Raw genomic sequence first — 19,063 nt, forward strand, 5'->3', positions numbered from 1 at the left:
CTGACGACTAATTTTGATGCTTATAATTCCTCATTCTAAAATTTGTTATATTTTTTCATCATTTTGAATCTTGAAATGAGTCATTATTAGATATTAAAAATTATATAAAAATACTGTATTTTATGAAATAATTATAATATATTCTTAAATATTACAATTACATATATCCTATATGCAAAATCGTGCAAATTATATCGAATGATTTGCGCGGCCCTGCGAAAATGACATGTTATCTACGCAAAAGCGTTGTGGGTGAGGAGAATGCTTTTCACTCTATACAGGGTCGCGCCTTTACACTAATCTATTTTTTTGAAAAATTTACTGGATTTGAATATTTGCTCCAAGACGTTTCATTTCTTCAATAAAATTTGGATATGACACTTTTACTGATTGTGGATCTGTTACAACACAATCTCCGACATACATTCCAGCAATACAAAATGCCATGAATAGTCTGTGATCTTCTTCAGAATTTAATTCCGCACCAGTCATTTTATTTGATGATTCTAAAATTAATCCGTCTTCTTTTTCTTGAACTTTAATTCCTAGTTTTACAATCTCCCGTGCAATTATTGCAATTCTGTCAGTCTCTTTGAGTCTTGCATGTTTAACATTAAATATTTCAATTGGAGCAGATGATTTTAATGCCAATATTGCAAGCGGAGGAAGAAGATCTGGCGAATTACTTAAATCAAATTTACCACCATTTAGTTTTTCAGGAGTTTTAATTTCAATTACTTCGTCATTAATATTCACTTTAACTCCTAATTGTTCTAGAATATCTATGAACGCTTCATCTCCTTGTGGTAAATTACCAATGTTACCTTTTATTGTAACTTTCTCTCCATTAAGAACAACAGCTGACAAAAGTAATGCAAGACTTGAAAAATCAATTGGAATTGTAAATACCGCATCTTTATAGATTTGTGGTGATATGTTGTATCTTTTGTATGGGATTAATGTCTGAACAGATACGCCAAATTTTCTCATTGTTGCAATTGTTGCATCAAGATATGGTTTTGATACTAATTCTTCCTCTATGATTAAATTTATTCCTTTTTCTGTCATTGGTGCACAAATTAATAATGCTGAAATAAATTGACTAGAAAAATTTCCTGGAATTTTTACATCTCCGCCACTAATCCTACCTTTTATTTTGATTGGTGGATTCCCATTTGTTGATTGGCATTGTGCTCCTATACTTGACAATGCATCTAAGAGAGGTTGCATTGGTCTTTTTTGAAGGCTTGAATCTCCTGTTAAAATAATTTCTTCAGAAAATAAACTGGCAATCCCTGCTGCAATTCTTATCGTTGTACCTGAATTCTCTGTATTGATTTCAGGCACTTTTATGCCTATTTTTATTGAATTTTTGACAATAATTGACGAATCTCTGACTTCAATATTTGCACCAAATTTTTTACATGCTTCAATCGTTGCTATGGTGTCTGCTGAAAATAACATATTCTTCACAGTACTGTTGTTACCTGCAAGTGATGCAAGAAAGATTGCTCTATGTGTATAGCTTTTGTTTGGAGGACAAATAACTTGGCCTGTTATTTTGGATTTTTCAACTTTGCACTTCATAAACTTCTGCCTTTTTATTACTAACTTTTGAAATGATTATGTTCCCTTCTAGGGTTGAAAATATTTTTTTAATTGCAGACTCGTTTTCTTTTTTTGTTATTGCTACTATTGATGGACCATTGCCGGATACTGATGCACCTAATGCACCTTTTTCAATTAGCTCTGTAATTATTTTTGGATCTGAGTTTAGAATTGATGCTGTAGCTAATCCGTTTATATTCATGGCTTCCCAATACTTTGTTTTTCCTGCTAACTCCCATGCATTTTCAAATATTGATGATAATATTTTGAGTTTTTTCAAATTTCCTCTCTTTCTATTTTTTGGAATAAATATCACTGCAATTAGATTTAATGGTGCTTTTTCAAAATGCACTCTTCTTCTTTTTGCATTATCTGTTACATTGAAACCTCCATAATAACATGAGCATGCATCATCATAAGCTCCTGTAATACTTACTTTGGATTCAATAGATGCATCTACTCCTGCCAAAAGTATCTGTTGATCAGTCCATTTTGGCTTGAATATTTTTGCACATGCTAGTGCAATTGCAGATGAAATTGCACTGGAGCTTTTTAATCCATACCCTGTAGGTATTTCTGAATAAAGTGAAACTGTGATCTTATTTTCCTCTAACTCTTTTTTTGAAACAATTTTTTCAATGGTTTTGTTAATTAAACGAGAACTCAAACTCTTGTTTTCTGATTGAATTGTGATTCCTTTACCTGGACTGGTTTCAATTGTTGCCTCCACTTTTAATGAAATACCTAAAGTTGCACCTTTTTGGTTTGCAATTGCATTAACCAATGAAATTGCTCCGTGGACAGTAGCAGTTGCTTTTACCATCAAAATCCTCCTAACAATGCTTTTTTCATGGCACTATAAGGTGCTTCCATGTCATGCCATATCTCAAATGCTCTTACTGCTTGACCTAGAAGCATTTCGTACCCATATATTATGATGGCATTTTTTTCTTTTGCTTTTTTTATAAAATCTGTATTAATTGGTATGTATACAATGTCATAAACAATTGTTTTTTCATTAATCCCTTCTAAGGAAATAGGACTTGATTCGTCTTTTAGACCTACTGACGTGGCATTTACGATAATGTCAAAATTTTTTGCGGTGTCTTTAACCTCCTCAATCTTTATTGCGTTTGCATTTAATCTAATTTTTTTTGCAAACTCTGAAAGATTTTTTGCATTTTCTAATGTTCTATTTGCTATGGTTATACTGCTTGCTTTTTCCTTGGCAAATCCTGCAACTATGGCTCTAGCTGCCCCTCCTGCTCCTAAAAGAAGAACTTTGGTGTTTGCAATGTTTAATTTCTTTTTCTTAAATGGTTCTAAAAATCCATCCATGTCTGTATTGTATCCTTTTAGAATTCCATTTGTGTTTGTTACAGTGTTGACTGCACCAATCAAACTACATGATTCATCAATCTTGTCTAAATATTTCATCATCTCTATTTTGTGAGGAATAGTGATATTGAACCCATCAATCTTGATTTTTTTTAAACCTTCTATTCCTTCTTCTAGTTCTCCCTTTGGAATTCTATATGCAATGTACGATGAATCTAAATTCATTTCTCTAAATGCGGCACTATGAATATTTGGTGATAATGAATGATCAATAGGATCTCCAATCACTGCAAATGATTTACTCATATTCCTTTTCTAATTATATGATTGATTTAAACTCTCAACTTTTTGAGATCGTATTTTTTAGATTTGTAATTTTTTTAACTTCATCTACACTAAGCTGTCCTGGCGCAATTGCCTTTCCTAATGACACATAGGTATATGGACTGCCTAAATATAGGCATAAAATTCTAGAAATTCTTCCAAAATCCCCCATTGCAAATGAAATCAAATTATTTTTTCCTTTTTTACTATACAACTCTAACATTCTCGTTGAATCACTAGTTGACTTTGCAGTACTAACTATTTTTACGTTAGATGAAAATTTACTCATCTGACAAAGTTTTTTCTTGAGTTCTAACATATTTGGTGTTTTTTTAAAATCATGCCACGACACAAGTAATTTTATTTTTGTAGTTTTTAGATATTTTACTAATGCCGAATTTCTCTTTAATGTATTAAATTCAACATCTAATAGAAATGGATTGTATTCTGCAATTAATTTTAGAATTGCGATTCGTTCTCTCTCGTCTCCAGAAAACTTTCCTCCTTCTGTTTTTGGTCTTAATGTACATACAATTCTATTCAGATCTTTTTTAATTACTTCTAATGTTTCTGGAATTTGCTCTATTTTTAAAAAATCAAATCTTATTTCTACATAATCTGATTTTTTAAGTGCAATTTTCAATCTTTTTACAACTATTACTGGTGTTTTTTCAGCAATTGATACACAAGTCTTGTATTTCATTTTTCTAAAATATATTCATCTGAAACTTCCATTCCAAAATGTCTGCCTGTAGCAGGCTTTGCATGTACCATTACCATATCTCCTTTTTTTAAATGAGTAACTGATACTAGTTGTCCATTTGGTTTTACAAAACGAATAGTTTCTGCGTCTTGTGCTATTATTCCCCCTGTTTCTCCACCTACAACTGCTTTGATCATCAGCATTGGTCTGCGCTCAATCTTTGATCTTCCAACAGTTGCTCGTCTTGCATTCCCTTTTGAATTAAGAATCAATACTTCAGAACCAGTTTCTACTTCTGAGAGATAATTTGTTGTTCCGTCTGGTGATAACGTATAACAATGAACTGCACCTGCATTTACTCTAAATGGTCTTGGTGATGTAAATGATGATCCTACTGATTCATTATGAACTAGAAACAAAAAGTTTGATCTGCTTCCAATCAACATCCCTTCACCTTTGTGAAGCATTGATGCAGTATCCACACAAACACGTTCACCATCACCCACTTCTTTTATTTCTGTAATTTTGGCAGGTGACATTTCAAAATTCTTTGTTCCCAAATATACCATGACTTCTCTGACTTCATTGATTGTAGATGTACTGAAGATTACTCCGTCTACTCCAACTTCTAGAATTGAAAACATCTTTCTTACTTCCTCAGGTGTTTTAGCAATCGCAAAAATCTTGGTGTGGATTTTGTGTAGTTTTGCGATAATATTCTCTAATGGAATTATTTTCCAATCTTTTACTTCGACTATTACAAAATCTAATCCTTTTTTTGCAATTGTAAGGATGTTGTCTATATCTGAGTTTGATAATACTTGAAATTTTCTTCCTACTTTCTTTCCTTTTACCTTCATTCCTTCTTTTTCAAGAACTACATAATTTGCTGAATTTGATGGAAACACTGTCTTAAGTTTTGTTTTTTTACTTCCTATTTTTTTGGGATCGAGATATACCATCTTAACTCCCTCTTCTTCTAACTGAGGCAGAAATTTGGCTAATTGTGTATGAGACACTTTAGGTGAAATTATTAATTCTCTGGTTTTACTCAATTTTTTTCATTGCTTCCTTTGCTGTTCCTTTTCTGAAAATTATTTCAGCTAGTGCTTCAACCATTTTTTCAGGTGTCTTATGTGCAAAGATATTTCTTCCATATGTTACTCCTTTAGCTCCTGCAGTCATTGCATCTTCTGTCATTTGAAGAATATCTAAATCTGTTTTTGCTTTTGGTCCGCCTGCAATAACAATTGGAACTGGAGTGCTCTTTACAATTTTTGCAAAGGAATCTATATCTCCTGTGTATAGCGTTTTAACAATGTCTGCACCACACTCTGCACCAATTCTTGCAACATGTCCGACAATTTCAGGATCATGTGGATTCTTGATGTTTTCACCTCTTGGATACATCATTGCTAAAAGTGGCATTCCCCACTTGTGGCATTGATCTGCAGTCATTCCAAGTTGTTCTAACATCTCTGGCTCTTCTTTGCCTCCAATGTTGATGTGTAATGACACTCCGTCAGCTCCCATCGCAACTGCTTCTTTTACTGTACCTGTTAACATCTTTCGATTTGGTGATAATGATAATGATGTACTACTTGAAAAATGAACTAAAATTCCTATCTTGGTTGGTTTGGGTAATGCTTTGAGAATTCCTTTATTGATAATTACACTTGTGAGACCGTGTCCTTCACATTTGTAAATTGTGGAAACTGGATCTTCAAGACCTTCAATTGGTCCGTTTGAAATTCCATGATCCATTGGAATGCAAAGCATTCTTCCTTTTCTGAGAATTCTACTTAGTCTGATTTGATTACCTGATACCATGATCTGATCTGATTTTTGTGCCCTACTTAAAAATAACGTGAATCATTGAACTCAATTTTCTCAAAAATTGCGCATAAATGACTCATTTTGTTTGATTCTTTTTTTGTTCAATATTTCTATCAAGGATTAAATAGAAATTCTAAGGAACTAAAACACTTGAGTCAAACTACTGCACAGATACAAAAAAGTGACATCAAAGATATTTTAGAAAACTCTCTTAACGGCAAACGACCTGAACCTGAAGATTGTTTAAGATTGTTAGAATCTGACGATGTTCATCTTATGGGTCTTGTTTCAGGGCATTTGACAAGAAAACAATTTGGAAAAAAAGCATCTTTTGTAAATAACATTATTTTGAATTATACTAATGTCTGCATCACTGATTGCAAGTTTTGTGCATTTTATCGATCACCTGGGGCTGATGATTCCTATACACTAACTCTTGATCAAATTGAATCTCGAGTTAAAGCTTCATGGGATTTATTTAAGATTCGTCAAGTCTTGATTCAAGGTGGACATAATCCAAGTTTGAAGATTGAATATTATGAAGATGCATTTAGAATGATTCGAAAAAAATTCCCGTCTGTTGGTGTTCATGGATTATCTACATCTGAAATTGATATGATTGCAAGAGTTGAAAAATCATCCACAAAAGAAATATTGTCTAGATTAAAAGATGCAGGTCTTCAATCAATTCCTGGAGCTGGCGCTGAAATTTTAACTGATTCTGTTAAAGACATTATCAGTCCAAAGAAAATTTCCAGTGATGTTTGGATTAGAATTATGGATGAAGCACATTCAATTGGATTGCCTGCATCTGCAACAATGATGTATGGTCATGTAGAAAACAAAAATGATATTGTTGAACATTTTTTCAAAATTGTAAATCTACAAGAAAAAACTAAAGGCTTTATGGCATTTATCCCATGGAATTTTGAGCCAAATAATACACAAATGCACGAAGAAGGATTAGTTGAATATGGTACTGGTGGAATTCAGCTTTTGAAGATGATTGCAATATCTAGACTTGTCTTTGATGGATTAATTCCTCACATTCAATCTTCATGGTTAACTAATGGTGTTGGTATGGCTCAACTTGCTTTACAATATGGTGCTGATGATTTTGGTGGTACATTAATTGGTGAAGAAGTCGTTTCATGTACTGGTTCTCGCTCTACTGAATTAACTGATAAAGTAATCATTAATGCTATTCATCAGATTGGTTATCAGGTAGAAGAGAGAGATAATTTTTACAATCCTATTGCTGTATTATAGACCGTAACTGGACCACTTGGAATCTACTAGTTTCTTGGTTTTCTCGTCAACTTTTACTTGCTGTTGAATTTCTCTTTCATATCCTTCTTCTCTTGTCTTTTGTGTTGCGTCGATTCCCATTTTAGAACCTAAATTGACAAGTGGTGATGCAGGATCAAGTGTATCTGTAGGTGTATTGTTGATTATTGTAGTGTCTCTTGCAGCATCTGCTCTTGTAGTAATTGCCCATATCACATCATTGATATCGTGAACATTGATATCCTCGTCTACTACCACAAACATCTTCGTTAGGGATAACTGTCCCATTCCCCATAACCCCATCATGACTTTTTTGGCTTGACCTGGATATCTTTTTTTGATTGATATTATTGCAAATCCTTGAAACCATCCTGCTGCTGGCATGCTAAAATCTACTACTTCTGGATGGAACATTTGGATCAATGGCAAAAATGAGCGCTCGATAACTTTTCCAATATATGCGTCCTCAAGAATTGGTTTTCCAACTACTGTTGTAACATAAATTGGATTTTTCCTTCGCATTATTCCTGTTAATGTAAATGTCGGATATGGTTCAACTGGTGTATAGTATCCTGTATGATCTCCAAATGGTCCTTCATCTCTAATATCTGCAGGATCTACATATCCTTCTAAGACTATCTCTGCATTTGCAGGAACATCCAAATCAATTGTTTTGCATTTTACCGTTTTGATTCCTTCTTTTCTTGTAATTCCTGCAAACAAGTATTTGTCTAATCCTTCTGGCACGGGAGCAATTGATGAAAAAATAGTAGCTGGTTCACCCCCAATAATTATTGCAGTTGGAATTTTTTCTCCTCTCTCTTTTGAAATATCACTATGATGAGCTCCTCGTTTGTGTTTTTGCCAATGCATTGACGCATGTGTCTTGTCAATTATTTGCATTCTGTAAACTCCTAGATTTCTAACTCCTGTCTCTGGATGTTTTGTCGCAACTAATCCTAAAGTGATGAATCTTCCTGCATCATTTGGCCATGATTTTAGAATTGGTAAATCATCAAATGATGCATCACTAGATGTAATTTCAGTTACAGGTCCACTCGTTTCTGCTTTGGGAAATGATGCGGTCATTTTTGTCAACTCTGGAAGTTTTTTAATTTTATTTAGTAATCCTGATGGCATGTCCATCTTTGTCATATCTACAATGCGTTGACCAATCTCAGTAAAGTCAGTCATTTCCAATCCTATCTCTAATCTCTTCATTGAACCAAACGCGTTTCCTAAAACTGGCATATCATACCCTTTCACATTTTCAAAAAGAATTGCCGGACCATTGTTGTACATCTCCCGTCTCATGATTTCAGCAATTTCTAAATCTGAATCAACTTCAGTTTTGACTCTCTTTAACTCACCATGTTTTTCAAGCTCGACTATGAAATCATGGATATCTTCTATTCCCATGTTGACTCTCAAGTCAGATCAAGTATAAGCTTACCTCGATTTCTCCGAAAGTGGGTTTTATTAAAAATCATTTGACATCTCTCTTTTAATTCTGATTTCACTAAAAATTGATATTGAGTGATGACAAATGTGTGATTTGTAAGGGAACTGGAACAATAGAACTATTGTGTTCTCAATGTCCTTTTTGTAATGGGACTGGGGAGTCAAACAAATCTGCAAAGTCCTATCTTAATTCTCATATTTGTCAGTGCATTTTTCTTGATAGAAAACAATGTCCATTATGTGGAAATCTATGTCATCATGATACTCCAAATAAACCTAAGATTTTGCTAAGCTCAGAATAACTTACATTGGTGGAAGTTCTGTTTTTCTATCATGGCCTCCAGATCCGAATTTACAATAGAAGCATAACTCTGATTCCATATACTTTAATTGCTCAATCTGAATTGCGCCAAGCTTCAATGCAATTTTTGTAAGAATTTTATATTTTAATGGCATTGCAGGAATTACTTCTTCCATGTATACTCTATAATGATCGGGGCAAAATTTTAGAGTAACTTTTGATGGTTCTTTTCCTTTTTGGTTTACCTGTCTTGTAAAATTGATCTGTTCTCTGATGTATTCATGCTTTGGACATGGGCAATCTTTGCCACCTGGGTGTTTGTAAGCTGGTGTATTTTTCCAGTCAAATTCCGGATATTCTTTCTCAAAGTCATCCATGTCACAATGTATGTGATTTCAGCATATAAAACTTGATCAAGATTAGTTGCGGTAATCAACCCAAATATACATAAACCCCAGATTGCGCATCAAAATTATGGCAGCTGCTAAGAAGCAAACAAAACAAGATCTTGAAAACAAGATTGCCGAATTAGAAGCAAGACTAAATCAACTTTCTACTCAGCTAGCATCAAAACCTGCTCCAAAACCCGCAGAAACAAAACCTGCCGAAGTAAAACCAGCAGAATCTAAACCAGCTGAAACAAAACCATCTGAAAGTTCTACAACAACTACCAAACCTAAAGGTGTTCTACCTAAAGGAATGGAAACAAAACCCGCAGAAGCACCAAAACCTGCAGATGCACCAAAACCAGCTGAAACAACATCGCAACTCCCAGCAACCATACAAGCAGCATTAGAGAATGCATACACGAATGCTCGAATGACATCATTCCATGATTACCGAGCAAAAGTAACAGGCTATTCTCCAGCTCCTAACAGATACTATGTAAGACGAACTGCTCCTGTAGGAAAAGTTCCAACCAAAAATTGGAATGATCAAAAAGCAAAAGTAACTGGTTACACCGCAATGTCAAACCAATACTATGCAACACGAGCAAGACTAGCATATCATCCTGCTGATAAAACATTTGGAAGTTTTAGTGGAATCAATATGTCAGTTGAAGGCGTTGCTGCACAAGCACAACAAACTCCAACACCAGAACCACCAAAGCCCAAACGTGGTACGCTACCAAAAGGTTTCTAATTCAATTATATCCTTTATTTTCTATTTTTAAAATCTATCCAAGTGTCAAGTGTTGAAACCCAGCACATGCCGTAATCCTGACAATTTAACTCATAAAAAAAATTTCAGTATGACCTTCTTTTTTGGAGGCATTCCATGAGAACCGTCATCAAAATTCATGGACATAAATCAACAGAAGAACAGATTACAAATGAGATTCATAGTCTAATTACAGGCAAAGGCTCAAGGCCATACCCGCTATCTGTAACAGAAACTGCCAAGACGTTGGGAGTCTCACGCGAGACAATATACCAATACATCAGAAAGATGAAAGGATCTCAGGCTATCCAGAAAACATCTTCAGGCAAACTCTTACTTCCAAAGGAATCTCTGGAATCAAAATTTTTCAGATTTAGCTTATCCAATCCCATTGCAAGCGATCCTCTGGTATCGGAGTGGATTGATGATCTCACTACAAGAAAGGGCGGACTGCCAGTAAGTTCGTGGAGGATAAGATTGGGATCCCTAGAGTCTGTCTGCAACACATGCAAGATACCGCCAAAGAATCTGATCATATCAGAAAAAAACACAGAGATGATTCTGCGCCAGTATGCCAAGATGTATAGACAGGGAAACGCATCGCGTGATAAGCGTGGTGCAAGGGCTCCTTCAGATATTCGAAATGTAGTGTATTGTAAAGTTCAGGGAGTGCGGGATTTTTGCAGATATTATGGCATGAACTGGCCACGTGGTACACGTGGAATAATGTCACAAAAGGTGCCAAACCATGGAAAGTACAGCGACATCAGGTTGACAGAAGAAGAGTTGAAAAAAGCAGATGAATACATCAAGGAACAATTCGGGATTGATTCAGATGTGTACAGATGGTTCTGGATTGGCATAGAATCATGTGCAAGATTTGGCGCACTGTTCCAGATGAGTCTTGATTATACAAAGCACGTAAGCGCATCTTACAAAACAACATACATCATGACTGCATTTGAGACAAAGACCAGACACATCAAGGGAGGCAAGTGGCTCAAGTATATTACAAGATCAGACACCCAGACCAGCATTGATTTGCTAAAAGACAGAGGGAGTAGTAGAATTTATGAATCTGCTTTGTCAAAGCAGAGATTTCACATTATGATGTCTAATCAACTAAAGCAAGTTTACTCTCATCTTGGAAAGGGAGAATATTTTAAGAGCAGACCGAATCATGCTTTGCGTCACATTGGTGCACATTATTGGCTATCAAAGACTGATTACAATTTTGGATTGATTGCAGAGATTGGCGGATGGAATACGATTGATGAGTTGAAGAAGAGTTATGGGCAGATTCCTCCTGAGAAAATATTGGAAGTAATTGGTTGAGTTGTAAAAGAAGTATTTGGACAAAGTTTCAATTCTAAAAATGAATATAATCAAAAAAGTTATGGGTGATAATAAAAATAATGTCATCACCGTACACTTTAAGCATGACACTTGTAACATGATTTCAATCTCTTTGATTTTGCAGAAATAACACAATCATGAATAATGCAATTATATCGTCTCTCTAATCTTTAAATCATTCTTTTTATGTATATTGTCATGCTCGGATATGAGTTATTTTCGATAAACAAGCAATCAACTGCAAACATTCCACGTGGAGGTTCACAACCAATTAAAAAAATTTTTTTTCAGAATGGAACCGTGACGTTAGATAAAGATCTTGAAGAATATAATTCAAATTATTTGGAAAATACTGAACAATTACAAAATTGGCTCCAGATGCCACTAAACACCATTGACAAAAAAGAACTCAACCTTCCTGACGTAAGAGTATCTCCAGCACAACCCAATCCATATTTTGAAGCTTATGGTAGCGTAAAGACAAACAAAAACTTGGAAAGTGTATTGTCTATCACAATAGGAAAAAAACCAAACGTGATAGAGTATTCTCTTAATGTATCTGCCAAGGAAATCACTCAAAACCAAAATTCAAAAGTCAAGATCAAAATAGACACGGTTAATTATTTACTAAAAAATAATAATTTGTTTGTATCCTATGTTGAGTCTGGCCTATTTGACAAAGATGGCACGGTAAATAATGATGCATTTGAAATAATATCTAGAACGTTTCTAGAATATGCAAAAACTCGTCCATGCAGTTTGACAAAATCAGGAAATATTAATTTTAGAATATATGTACTACCGAATAATTCAGATATCAAAGTCATAGAAAAAGAAACCATGTCCGAATTAGATTCGTTTTCAGATTATTTTGGTAACGTGTCGTCAGATTATGCATCAACACCAACAACAACTACAAAATTTTTGACTTATGATGACAAAGCATTTACCATTAACTGCAAACAAAAAAGAGATTTTTATAAAAATCTGGGAATTGGAAAAGAGTCACTTCAAAAAATTGCTCGTCCTAAAGAAAAAACATTTAACATTAGTGGATTGGAATGGACATTTGTAGACATTTCCGATGATACTCACAAGCTTAAGAATACAAGAAAAGGACTTTTAACACAACTTTATGAAAATTACAAAATACTTTCAAGAGGTGGACACAACGAACAAGTCAATCTCAAAGTTATCTGCGTGCGAGTTAATCAAGCAAAACAGGAACTTTTGATTGATGAAAATCTAACAATGAAACAAATGTCAAAAATGTTCTCCAAAATTAATGAAATGAAAATTCCTATTTTGGCATTTGAAATATTCATAGACAAATCAAACAAAAATCCCCTCTGGAACACTTACTTGTATGTGGTCAAAAATTTTCTATCTGGAAATACCATCCAAAAAGAATTCCTTGTAACATACTTTACAAAATTACTAAGACATAAGATCTTTGATTGGATAAAAATAAAGCACAATGTCGAACAAATTGAATTCTTTTCCAAATCTGAATTTTGCATAAAATACTTAATTAATACCAATTTCACACAAAATTACTTGAATTCTAATGAAGAATATGCACTGAGAATTGGGCAAATTGCCAGACTGTATGTCGATTTTAAACAAGATAATAAAGATGAAAACAATTCATTAGGCGATATTTTGACATATCCAAAATACGACCGAGAAAGATTACGATTTGTATACTCTAGAATATCACGAGGTGTTCAGCTTGCCAAAGTATCTGATGATTCTAAAGAAGGTGTGACTAGGAAAATAAGCGCACTTCGACCTAAAGAAGAAATTACAGATGAAGCCGCATCTAAAGACTACTCATATTTCTTTTTTAATGGATATTACTCCACTCAGGAGATTAAAGCATGACTCTGACGGAGATTTTATTTTATTATGAATCAAGGCAAAATCCAAACGGCGATCCCGGATTTGAAAATCAGCCAAGGATGATGCCCGATGATACCATTATGGTTACAGATGTTCGAATAAAGAGAACAATACGAGACTATGCAAGAGATGTAAAAGGAGAGACACTTTTTGTAGATTTTGACGAGAGTGGATCTCCAACAACAGCTGACGGAAAGGCAAAGGAAATTGTGGGGTCTCTAAGTGGGGATGTGATTGAGGGTTTACTAAATAAAACATTTGATGTTCCATTATTTGGAGCTCTAGTTACAATTAGAAAAGGCTCAGATAATGAAGGAAGCTCTGCAAAACTTACTGGCCCACTACAGTTCGGAAATTCTAGAAGTGTAAACAAAGTTCAGATTATTAATCCCACAATAGTTGGAAGATTTGTAGGAAAAGAAAAGAAAACTGGCGAGCAATTCTCGACATTTGGGAAATTCTATTCTGTGGAATTTGCATTGATCAAAGTACAGGGAGCTATAAATCCAAACAATCTTGGAAAACATAGCGAAAACAAGGAAACTATGAAAAAGTTCAATGAAAAAATAGATATGATTCCTGACTGCTTGTGGAATGGAACAAACAAACTAATTACAAGATCAAAATACCCACAACGAAGCATCTTGTACATTGATGTATCTTACAAAAATCAAATCTATAACGATCTTCCACAATTGGTCACTGAAAGTCAAGAACTAAAAGGAATGGCAAAAGAATTGGGCAAATCACCATTTGATTTCTCTAACCTAATTGACATATTATCCAAAAGAAAATCTGAGATAGAAATGGTTCAACTAAGAGGAGCTGAAGATATTGCAGAAGATATAGATGGTCTTGGAGCCAAATTAAAGTCGAAGGGAATTCCCGTAAAAATTCTATCGGATTGAAAATCGTTTCATTTAGAATGTCTGGAGCTTTTGCAGCATTTAGAGATCCTTCAGTTACATCCAATCAAACTGTATACTACATACCATCAAAAAGTGCCATAGTGGGAATTCTTGGCGCCATGGTCGGAATAAAACGCTCAGACCAACTAGGGGATATTTACAGTAATGAATATCTAAATTTTTTTAAACAAACTAAGGTAGGAATACAACTGGAATCAGTGCCAAAAAAAATAACATACTTTACCAACCATCGCTCCATAAAAGAAGCAAAAACAAAACCGTTTAAAACAGAAGTAGTTGAAAATCCAAGATATACAATTTATGTTGACACGGAAAAAGAATATTTTGAAAAATTATCAAATGCTTTGAAAAAAAATGAATTTGTCTTTTCACCATATTTAGGTCATGCATATTGTCCCGCATCAATTTTTGATGTACGAGAAATTGATACAAAAGTCATAGATTCTGAAAATGAAAAGACGAAATGTGTTGTTCTTGATGAATCAGAAACATTTAATCCAAATTTTACATTAAAGATGAGTCCTACTGATAACAAGGGTTCACTGATGATAGAACGACACATTCATCATTTTTTTGATGATGAAAAGTTTGATGGAAGAGTATTGAAACACTGGATTCCCACAAATGATTCTGAATATGAAATTGAAAGAGACTCTTCAAGAAAACTATCAAAGTTTTATAAAATAGGAGAACATAGTGTCTGCATGTACTAAATTTTTATCTCATCCAATTGATCAACCAAAACCTTTTCTGATAGAACATTTGATTGCAGTTGGACAAAAATCTAAAGAACTTTTTGCAGAGACTAGTTTCAGAAATCAGGAAATTGCGTATTATTCAGGGTTATTACATGACATAGGTAAAATAAATCCATGGTATCAAGAAATTTTTAGTGCAATACATGATAGGAAAAAAATACAGGAAGAAATATCAACCAAATTTGTACAACAGCATTCTGTATTTTCTGCATGGGCAGCAAAATATCTTTTATCCAAAATTGGATTGGATTATGATGTGATTGATAAAATACTCATTCTCATTTATGGGCATCATAGTACAATACGAAAGAGTCTGGGCGAGATCAAGCAAGGATCACAGTTCAAAGCATCACAAGAGATAATGAAAGGAAACATCAAGAATTTTTCATCTCAAGTATTGGATATTCCAGAATTCTCAGAATTGAATTGGAGTTCATGCATTGAAAGATTTCCAAGGCCAGTTTTGTTTGATCTGAGATTAAACTCTATGAAGACACCTGATGATTATTTGGAAATGTCTGTAGCGTTTTCATGCTTGTTACAGGCAGACAGGGGCAGTTTTGATGACTGGTCTGTGCCAAAATTTGATTTAAGCATAGACACCACCTCATTAACAAAACCCAAACCAACAAACGATTTACAGTCTTTGGATAAGATTCAGCAAGAGAAAATGAGATCATTGAGAAATAGGTTCCAAAAAGAGGTTATGGATAACTATGACTATTCTGAAAAAATAATTGTAATTCATGCCCCCACAGGAATAGGCAAGACAAAGGTATTTCTTGACATAGTTTCCAAATATAAAGAAGACAAAACAATTCAGCGTGTTTTTTATTTTTCACCACTTTTAGCATTGACTGAAGATTTTGAAAGAAAATTTGAAACCACAATAAGTGAAAAACAAGCAAGGGATGTTTTAATTTACAACCATATGTTTGCAGAGTCTCTTGAAGGAAAAAAACGAGATACTAATGAAGGATATATTCGAGAGTGGAATTTTCTAATAGAGTCTTTTAACAAGCAGTTTGTAATAACTACTACCCAGAGATTACTGATGACCATTTACGCTAACACTACAAAAGAAAAATTAAAAATGGCATCATTTAGAAATTCAATACTCATTATTGATGAAGTTCAGACAATTCCAAAATTTATTTTATCAAATCTTAAAGATATATTTCAAAAAATGAATCAGTATATGGGCACAATAGTTATTCTTGTTAGTGCAACAATTCCCAATGAAATCAATGAAATAAACAAAGTAAAAATTTCAAAGGAACTTTTAGATGATTATCTTGATCAAACACAAAAACAGATAGCAATAGAACCGCTTGATCTTTCAACACTAATCATAAACAAAACCCTAGTCATGGCAAACACTAGAAAAAAAGCAGTAAATCTTTACAATAGCATTGTACAAATCCATAAAGACTCTACAAAAATTTATCTCTCATCTGGAATTAGAAAAAAAGATAGAATAGATATTTTAAAAAATCTACATACACAAGAAAATTATGTTTTGGTATCTACGCAAGTAGTGGAAGCAGGTGTGGATATTAGTTTTTCAAATATCTATAGGGAAGCTGCTCCCATTGATAACATCATTCAAGTCATGGGAAGATTAAATCGTGAAGGCTTAGATCCAAATGCCAAGATCATAATATATCCAACAGATGGTAGTGAGTTGCCATACAGCAAACTAGAATTTGATGAATCTTGGAAAAGACTAGAAAACATACATAATTCAAAAGAGTTGTATGCTATTTTGGAGCAGTACTATGGTGAAATATCTGCAAGAAATAAGCGTAATATTGCAAAAACGGTGAAACTTGAGACATGTGTTAAAAATTTAGATTTTGAAGGAGTATGGACTTTTGTGAAAAAAGAACTCTTTGCAGAAGATGACCGTGATTCTGTATTTGTCCCAAAATTGGAAAACTGGTATGAATACAAATATGCATTAATGAATAATAAGCTAAAAGACAATTTTAAAAAATATGGATTGTATACTGCGACACTTCCACGCTCAGTTGACAAAATTGGTCGGAAATATTTTGATGAAGAATTGCTAGAAAAAAATATCCTACTTCCAAAAAAAGAACACCTTGAAACAATCTATGATGAAAACGTGGGATTGGATAAATGGATCATATCAGAAAATGTAAGCAGTGATTGAATAAATGAAGATATGGGGTTCTTAAATGGATGACAAAAAAATAAAGATATGTCGTGCAATGTTGGATTTTGATTCAGAACAAAATGTGACTCCTATTCAACTAAGAGGATTTTTGGCTCATCTGTTTACTAATATCTCTGAATTTCATCATCACTCCGATAATTCATATCACTATCCACTGATTCAGTACAAAAGAATTGATAAAAAACTTGCAGTCATTGGCTTAGGAGAGTTTGCAGACGTTGTGTTTGACAAAATGTCAAACCTTGATCACATTACTACTCAAGACCAAAAAATATCACTTACTAACATAGAGTTACAAAACATGGTCTACTATCCTAAAGAAATCAAAAGCAAATACAAGTTTGCATCACCCTGGATTGCACTAAACAAGGAAAATTATACAAAATATTCATTGCTTGTAAAAAAAGATCAGAGACAGTTTTTAGAAAAAATTCTTGTAGGAAATATTCTTAGCATGTTAAAAGGAATGAAAATATTTGTAGATTATATGATAACCGTTAAAATAGTCCAATACAAATCAATTACGATCACTGCGCATAAAAACAAGTTTGCGGGATTTTTCTGCAATTGGGATTCAAACATAACTATTCCGGAATACTGTGGTCTTGGAAAAAGCATATCCAAGGGATTTGGAGATGTGCTTGTTTTGAAATGATCATAGAAATTTTGACACATGGCAGTACGTTAAAGAGAAATCATGATTCTTTTGTTATTCAAAATAAAGAAGAAAAATCAGAAATCCCTGCAGAAAAAGTAGATGCAATAATCATATCATCAAATTCTCTAATCAGCACACAAGCAGTGCGTTTGTGTATTGAAAAACAAATTCAATTGGTAATTTCTACATGGTCTGGAAAACCTATTGCAAGGATGTGGTCAAGCAGTCCCGGTAAATCTACTGAATTACGGCGCAATCAATACCTGAATCAAGACACTGTCATCGGATATGAAATATCCATGAACATACTTTCCAAAAAACTAAGTGGGCAGAAACGATTATTGCTTGATTTAAAAAATAACCGAAAACTTCCTCCAGTAAAATTAGAGGCTGCTATTTTGACGATAAATAATTCCCTGAAAAACCTAGATGCAATAGAATACACAAATGGTTACAAGGCAACATTTTTGGGTCTGGAGGGTGCATGCGCTGCAAATTATTTTCAGGCAATCTTTTCAATATTGCCTAAAAAATGGTCTACTGCCAAAAGAAGTCAACATCCAGCACATGATGCGTTTAATGCGACATTAAACTATCTGTATGGAATGGCATATTCTGATGTTGAGAAAATAATAATCCTCTCGGGGCTTGATCCAAATGCTGGTTTTTATCACTCTGACTCTTATGGAAAACCCACACTTTCATTTGATATAATAGAAATCATTCGACCAGTTGTTGACAGAATTATTGTTACAGCATTTACAAAGAAGATGGTCAATGACAACTGGTTTGAAAAACAAGACGATGTCACAAATGGAATTTTTCTCTCAAAAGAAGGAAGAAAATTTCTAATTTCATCATATGTTGAAAATGGGCGCAAGACTATTGAAACCACATCATGGGATTTTTGCAAAATAATAATAGAAAAACTGGTGACACGCATATGAAAAAGAACATGTATTATGCAGTCTATGATATTACAGCGAACTCAACTCGCAGCTCAGTTATCCATGTTTTAAAAAATCATGGGTTTACAAGAATTCAAAAAAGTGTGTTTTGTGGGAGCTTGTCTGGACAAAACAAAAAGGATCTAATTGAAACAATCAAGACAATCGTTGATGAAAATGATTCATTCTATCTAATACTGACATGCAATCAATGTTTTGGTAAAATCAAAATCATTGGAAAAGGATTTGATGAAGAGTATGTATCAGATAAGAAACCAGCTGTGGTATTATGAG

18 protein-coding genes are annotated in these 19,063 nt (G+C 33.8%); 10 read left to right on the plus strand and 8 right to left on the minus strand.

Going from position 1 to position 19,063, the window contains the following annotated elements:
• Positions 1 to 318: 318 nt before the first annotated feature.
• From aroA to WDZ98_RS00505, 6 genes are read right to left on the minus strand one after another with little or no spacing between them, the layout of a single operon-like run.
• On the minus strand, positions 319 to 1,587 hold the full coding sequence (gene aroA / locus WDZ98_RS00480; protein ID WP_368058687.1) for a 3-phosphoshikimate 1-carboxyvinyltransferase: 1,269 nt from the start codon (positions 1,585 to 1,587) through the stop codon (positions 319 to 321).
• Positions 1,571 to 2,431, minus strand: a complete 861-nt coding sequence (locus tag WDZ98_RS00485; RefSeq protein ID WP_368058685.1) for a shikimate kinase — start codon at positions 2,429 to 2,431, stop codon at positions 1,571 to 1,573. The genes aroA and WDZ98_RS00485 overlap by 17 nt, the downstream gene beginning before the upstream one ends.
• A complete protein-coding gene (aroE, locus tag WDZ98_RS00490; protein WP_368058683.1) occupies positions 2,431 to 3,252 on the minus strand; it encodes a shikimate dehydrogenase in 822 nt (273 codons plus the stop codon). The genes WDZ98_RS00485 and aroE overlap by 1 nt, the downstream gene beginning before the upstream one ends.
• Positions 3,253 to 3,286: 34 nt before the next feature.
• A complete protein-coding gene (gene aroD / locus WDZ98_RS00495) occupies positions 3,287 to 3,973 on the minus strand; it encodes a type I 3-dehydroquinate dehydratase (RefSeq protein ID WP_368058681.1) in 687 nt (228 codons plus the stop codon).
• The gene (locus tag WDZ98_RS00500) at positions 3,970 to 5,028 is read right to left on the minus strand and encodes a 3-dehydroquinate synthase II (protein ID WP_368058679.1); all 1,059 of its coding nucleotides are present in this window, start codon (positions 5,026 to 5,028) and stop codon (positions 3,970 to 3,972) included. The genes aroD and WDZ98_RS00500 overlap by 4 nt, the downstream gene beginning before the upstream one ends.
• On the minus strand, positions 5,021 to 5,803 hold the full coding sequence (locus WDZ98_RS00505; RefSeq protein ID WP_368058677.1) for a 2-amino-3,7-dideoxy-D-threo-hept-6-ulosonate synthase: 783 nt from the start codon (positions 5,801 to 5,803) through the stop codon (positions 5,021 to 5,023). The genes WDZ98_RS00500 and WDZ98_RS00505 overlap by 8 nt, the downstream gene beginning before the upstream one ends.
• A 156-nt stretch (positions 5,804 to 5,959) precedes the next feature.
• On the opposite strand from WDZ98_RS00505, the gene mqnC reads away from it, so the two are divergent.
• Positions 5,960 to 7,078 (plus strand): cyclic dehypoxanthinyl futalosine synthase, encoded by a 1,119-nt coding sequence (mqnC, locus tag WDZ98_RS00510; protein WP_368058675.1) that lies wholly within the window; start codon positions 5,960 to 5,962, stop codon positions 7,076 to 7,078.
• On the opposite strand, the gene WDZ98_RS00515 is transcribed toward mqnC, so the two are convergent.
• Together WDZ98_RS00515 and WDZ98_RS00520 are read right to left on the minus strand one after the other, a co-directional pair.
• Positions 7,073 to 8,515, minus strand: a complete 1,443-nt coding sequence (locus WDZ98_RS00515; RefSeq protein WP_368058673.1) for a menaquinone biosynthesis decarboxylase — start codon at positions 8,513 to 8,515, stop codon at positions 7,073 to 7,075. The genes mqnC and WDZ98_RS00515 overlap by 6 nt on opposite strands.
• Before the next feature lie 345 nt (positions 8,516 to 8,860).
• Complete coding sequence (locus WDZ98_RS00520) at positions 8,861 to 9,235, minus strand: hypothetical protein (RefSeq protein WP_368058671.1); 375 nt, start codon at positions 9,233 to 9,235, stop codon at positions 8,861 to 8,863.
• A 97-nt stretch (positions 9,236 to 9,332) separates the two neighbouring features.
• Between WDZ98_RS00520 and WDZ98_RS00525 the strand changes: the two genes are divergently transcribed.
• The 9 genes from WDZ98_RS00525 to cas2 all read left to right on the plus strand — a co-directional run bounded on the left by WDZ98_RS00525 (position 9,333) and on the right by cas2 (position 19,062).
• Entirely contained in the window at positions 9,333 to 10,001 is a 669-nt protein-coding gene (locus WDZ98_RS00525) for a trans-sialidase (RefSeq protein WP_368060873.1), read from the plus strand.
• Between the two features lie 135 nt (positions 10,002 to 10,136).
• Positions 10,137 to 11,354, plus strand: a complete 1,218-nt coding sequence (locus tag WDZ98_RS00530) for a helix-turn-helix domain-containing protein (protein WP_368057482.1) — start codon at positions 10,137 to 10,139, stop codon at positions 11,352 to 11,354.
• A gap of 219 nt (positions 11,355 to 11,573) precedes the next feature.
• Entirely contained in the window at positions 11,574 to 13,259 is a 1,686-nt protein-coding gene (locus WDZ98_RS00535) for a hypothetical protein (protein ID WP_368057480.1), read from the plus strand.
• A complete protein-coding gene (locus WDZ98_RS00540; RefSeq protein ID WP_368057478.1) occupies positions 13,256 to 14,185 on the plus strand; it encodes a type I CRISPR-associated protein Cas7 in 930 nt (309 codons plus the stop codon). Before WDZ98_RS00535 ends, WDZ98_RS00540 begins: the two co-directional genes overlap by 4 nt.
• A gap of 17 nt (positions 14,186 to 14,202) precedes the next feature.
• Positions 14,203 to 14,919, plus strand: coding sequence for a CRISPR-associated protein Cas5 (cas5, locus tag WDZ98_RS00545; protein WP_368057476.1), 717 nt, complete (start codon positions 14,203 to 14,205; stop codon positions 14,917 to 14,919).
• On the plus strand, positions 14,903 to 17,140 hold the full coding sequence (cas3, locus tag WDZ98_RS00550; protein ID WP_368060875.1) for a CRISPR-associated helicase Cas3': 2,238 nt from the start codon (positions 14,903 to 14,905) through the stop codon (positions 17,138 to 17,140). Before cas5 ends, cas3 begins: the two co-directional genes overlap by 17 nt.
• Before the next feature lie 25 nt (positions 17,141 to 17,165).
• Entirely contained in the window at positions 17,166 to 17,819 is a 654-nt protein-coding gene (locus tag WDZ98_RS00555) for a CRISPR-associated endonuclease Cas6 (protein WP_368060877.1), read from the plus strand.
• Positions 17,816 to 18,769: a CRISPR-associated endonuclease Cas1 gene (gene cas1 / locus WDZ98_RS00560; RefSeq protein WP_368060880.1), complete on the plus strand. Its 954-nt coding sequence runs from the start codon at positions 17,816 to 17,818 to the stop codon at positions 18,767 to 18,769. The genes WDZ98_RS00555 and cas1 overlap by 4 nt, the downstream gene beginning before the upstream one ends.
• A complete protein-coding gene (gene cas2, locus WDZ98_RS00565; protein ID WP_368060882.1) occupies positions 18,766 to 19,062 on the plus strand; it encodes a CRISPR-associated endonuclease Cas2 in 297 nt (98 codons plus the stop codon). Before cas1 ends, cas2 begins: the two co-directional genes overlap by 4 nt.
• Position 19,063: the final 1 nt, after the last annotated feature.

It is taken from the genome of Candidatus Nitrosopumilus sp. (assembly GCF_040878665.1).
In the GTDB taxonomy this organism is placed as follows: domain Archaea; phylum Thermoproteota; class Nitrososphaeria; order Nitrososphaerales; family Nitrosopumilaceae; genus Nitrosopumilus.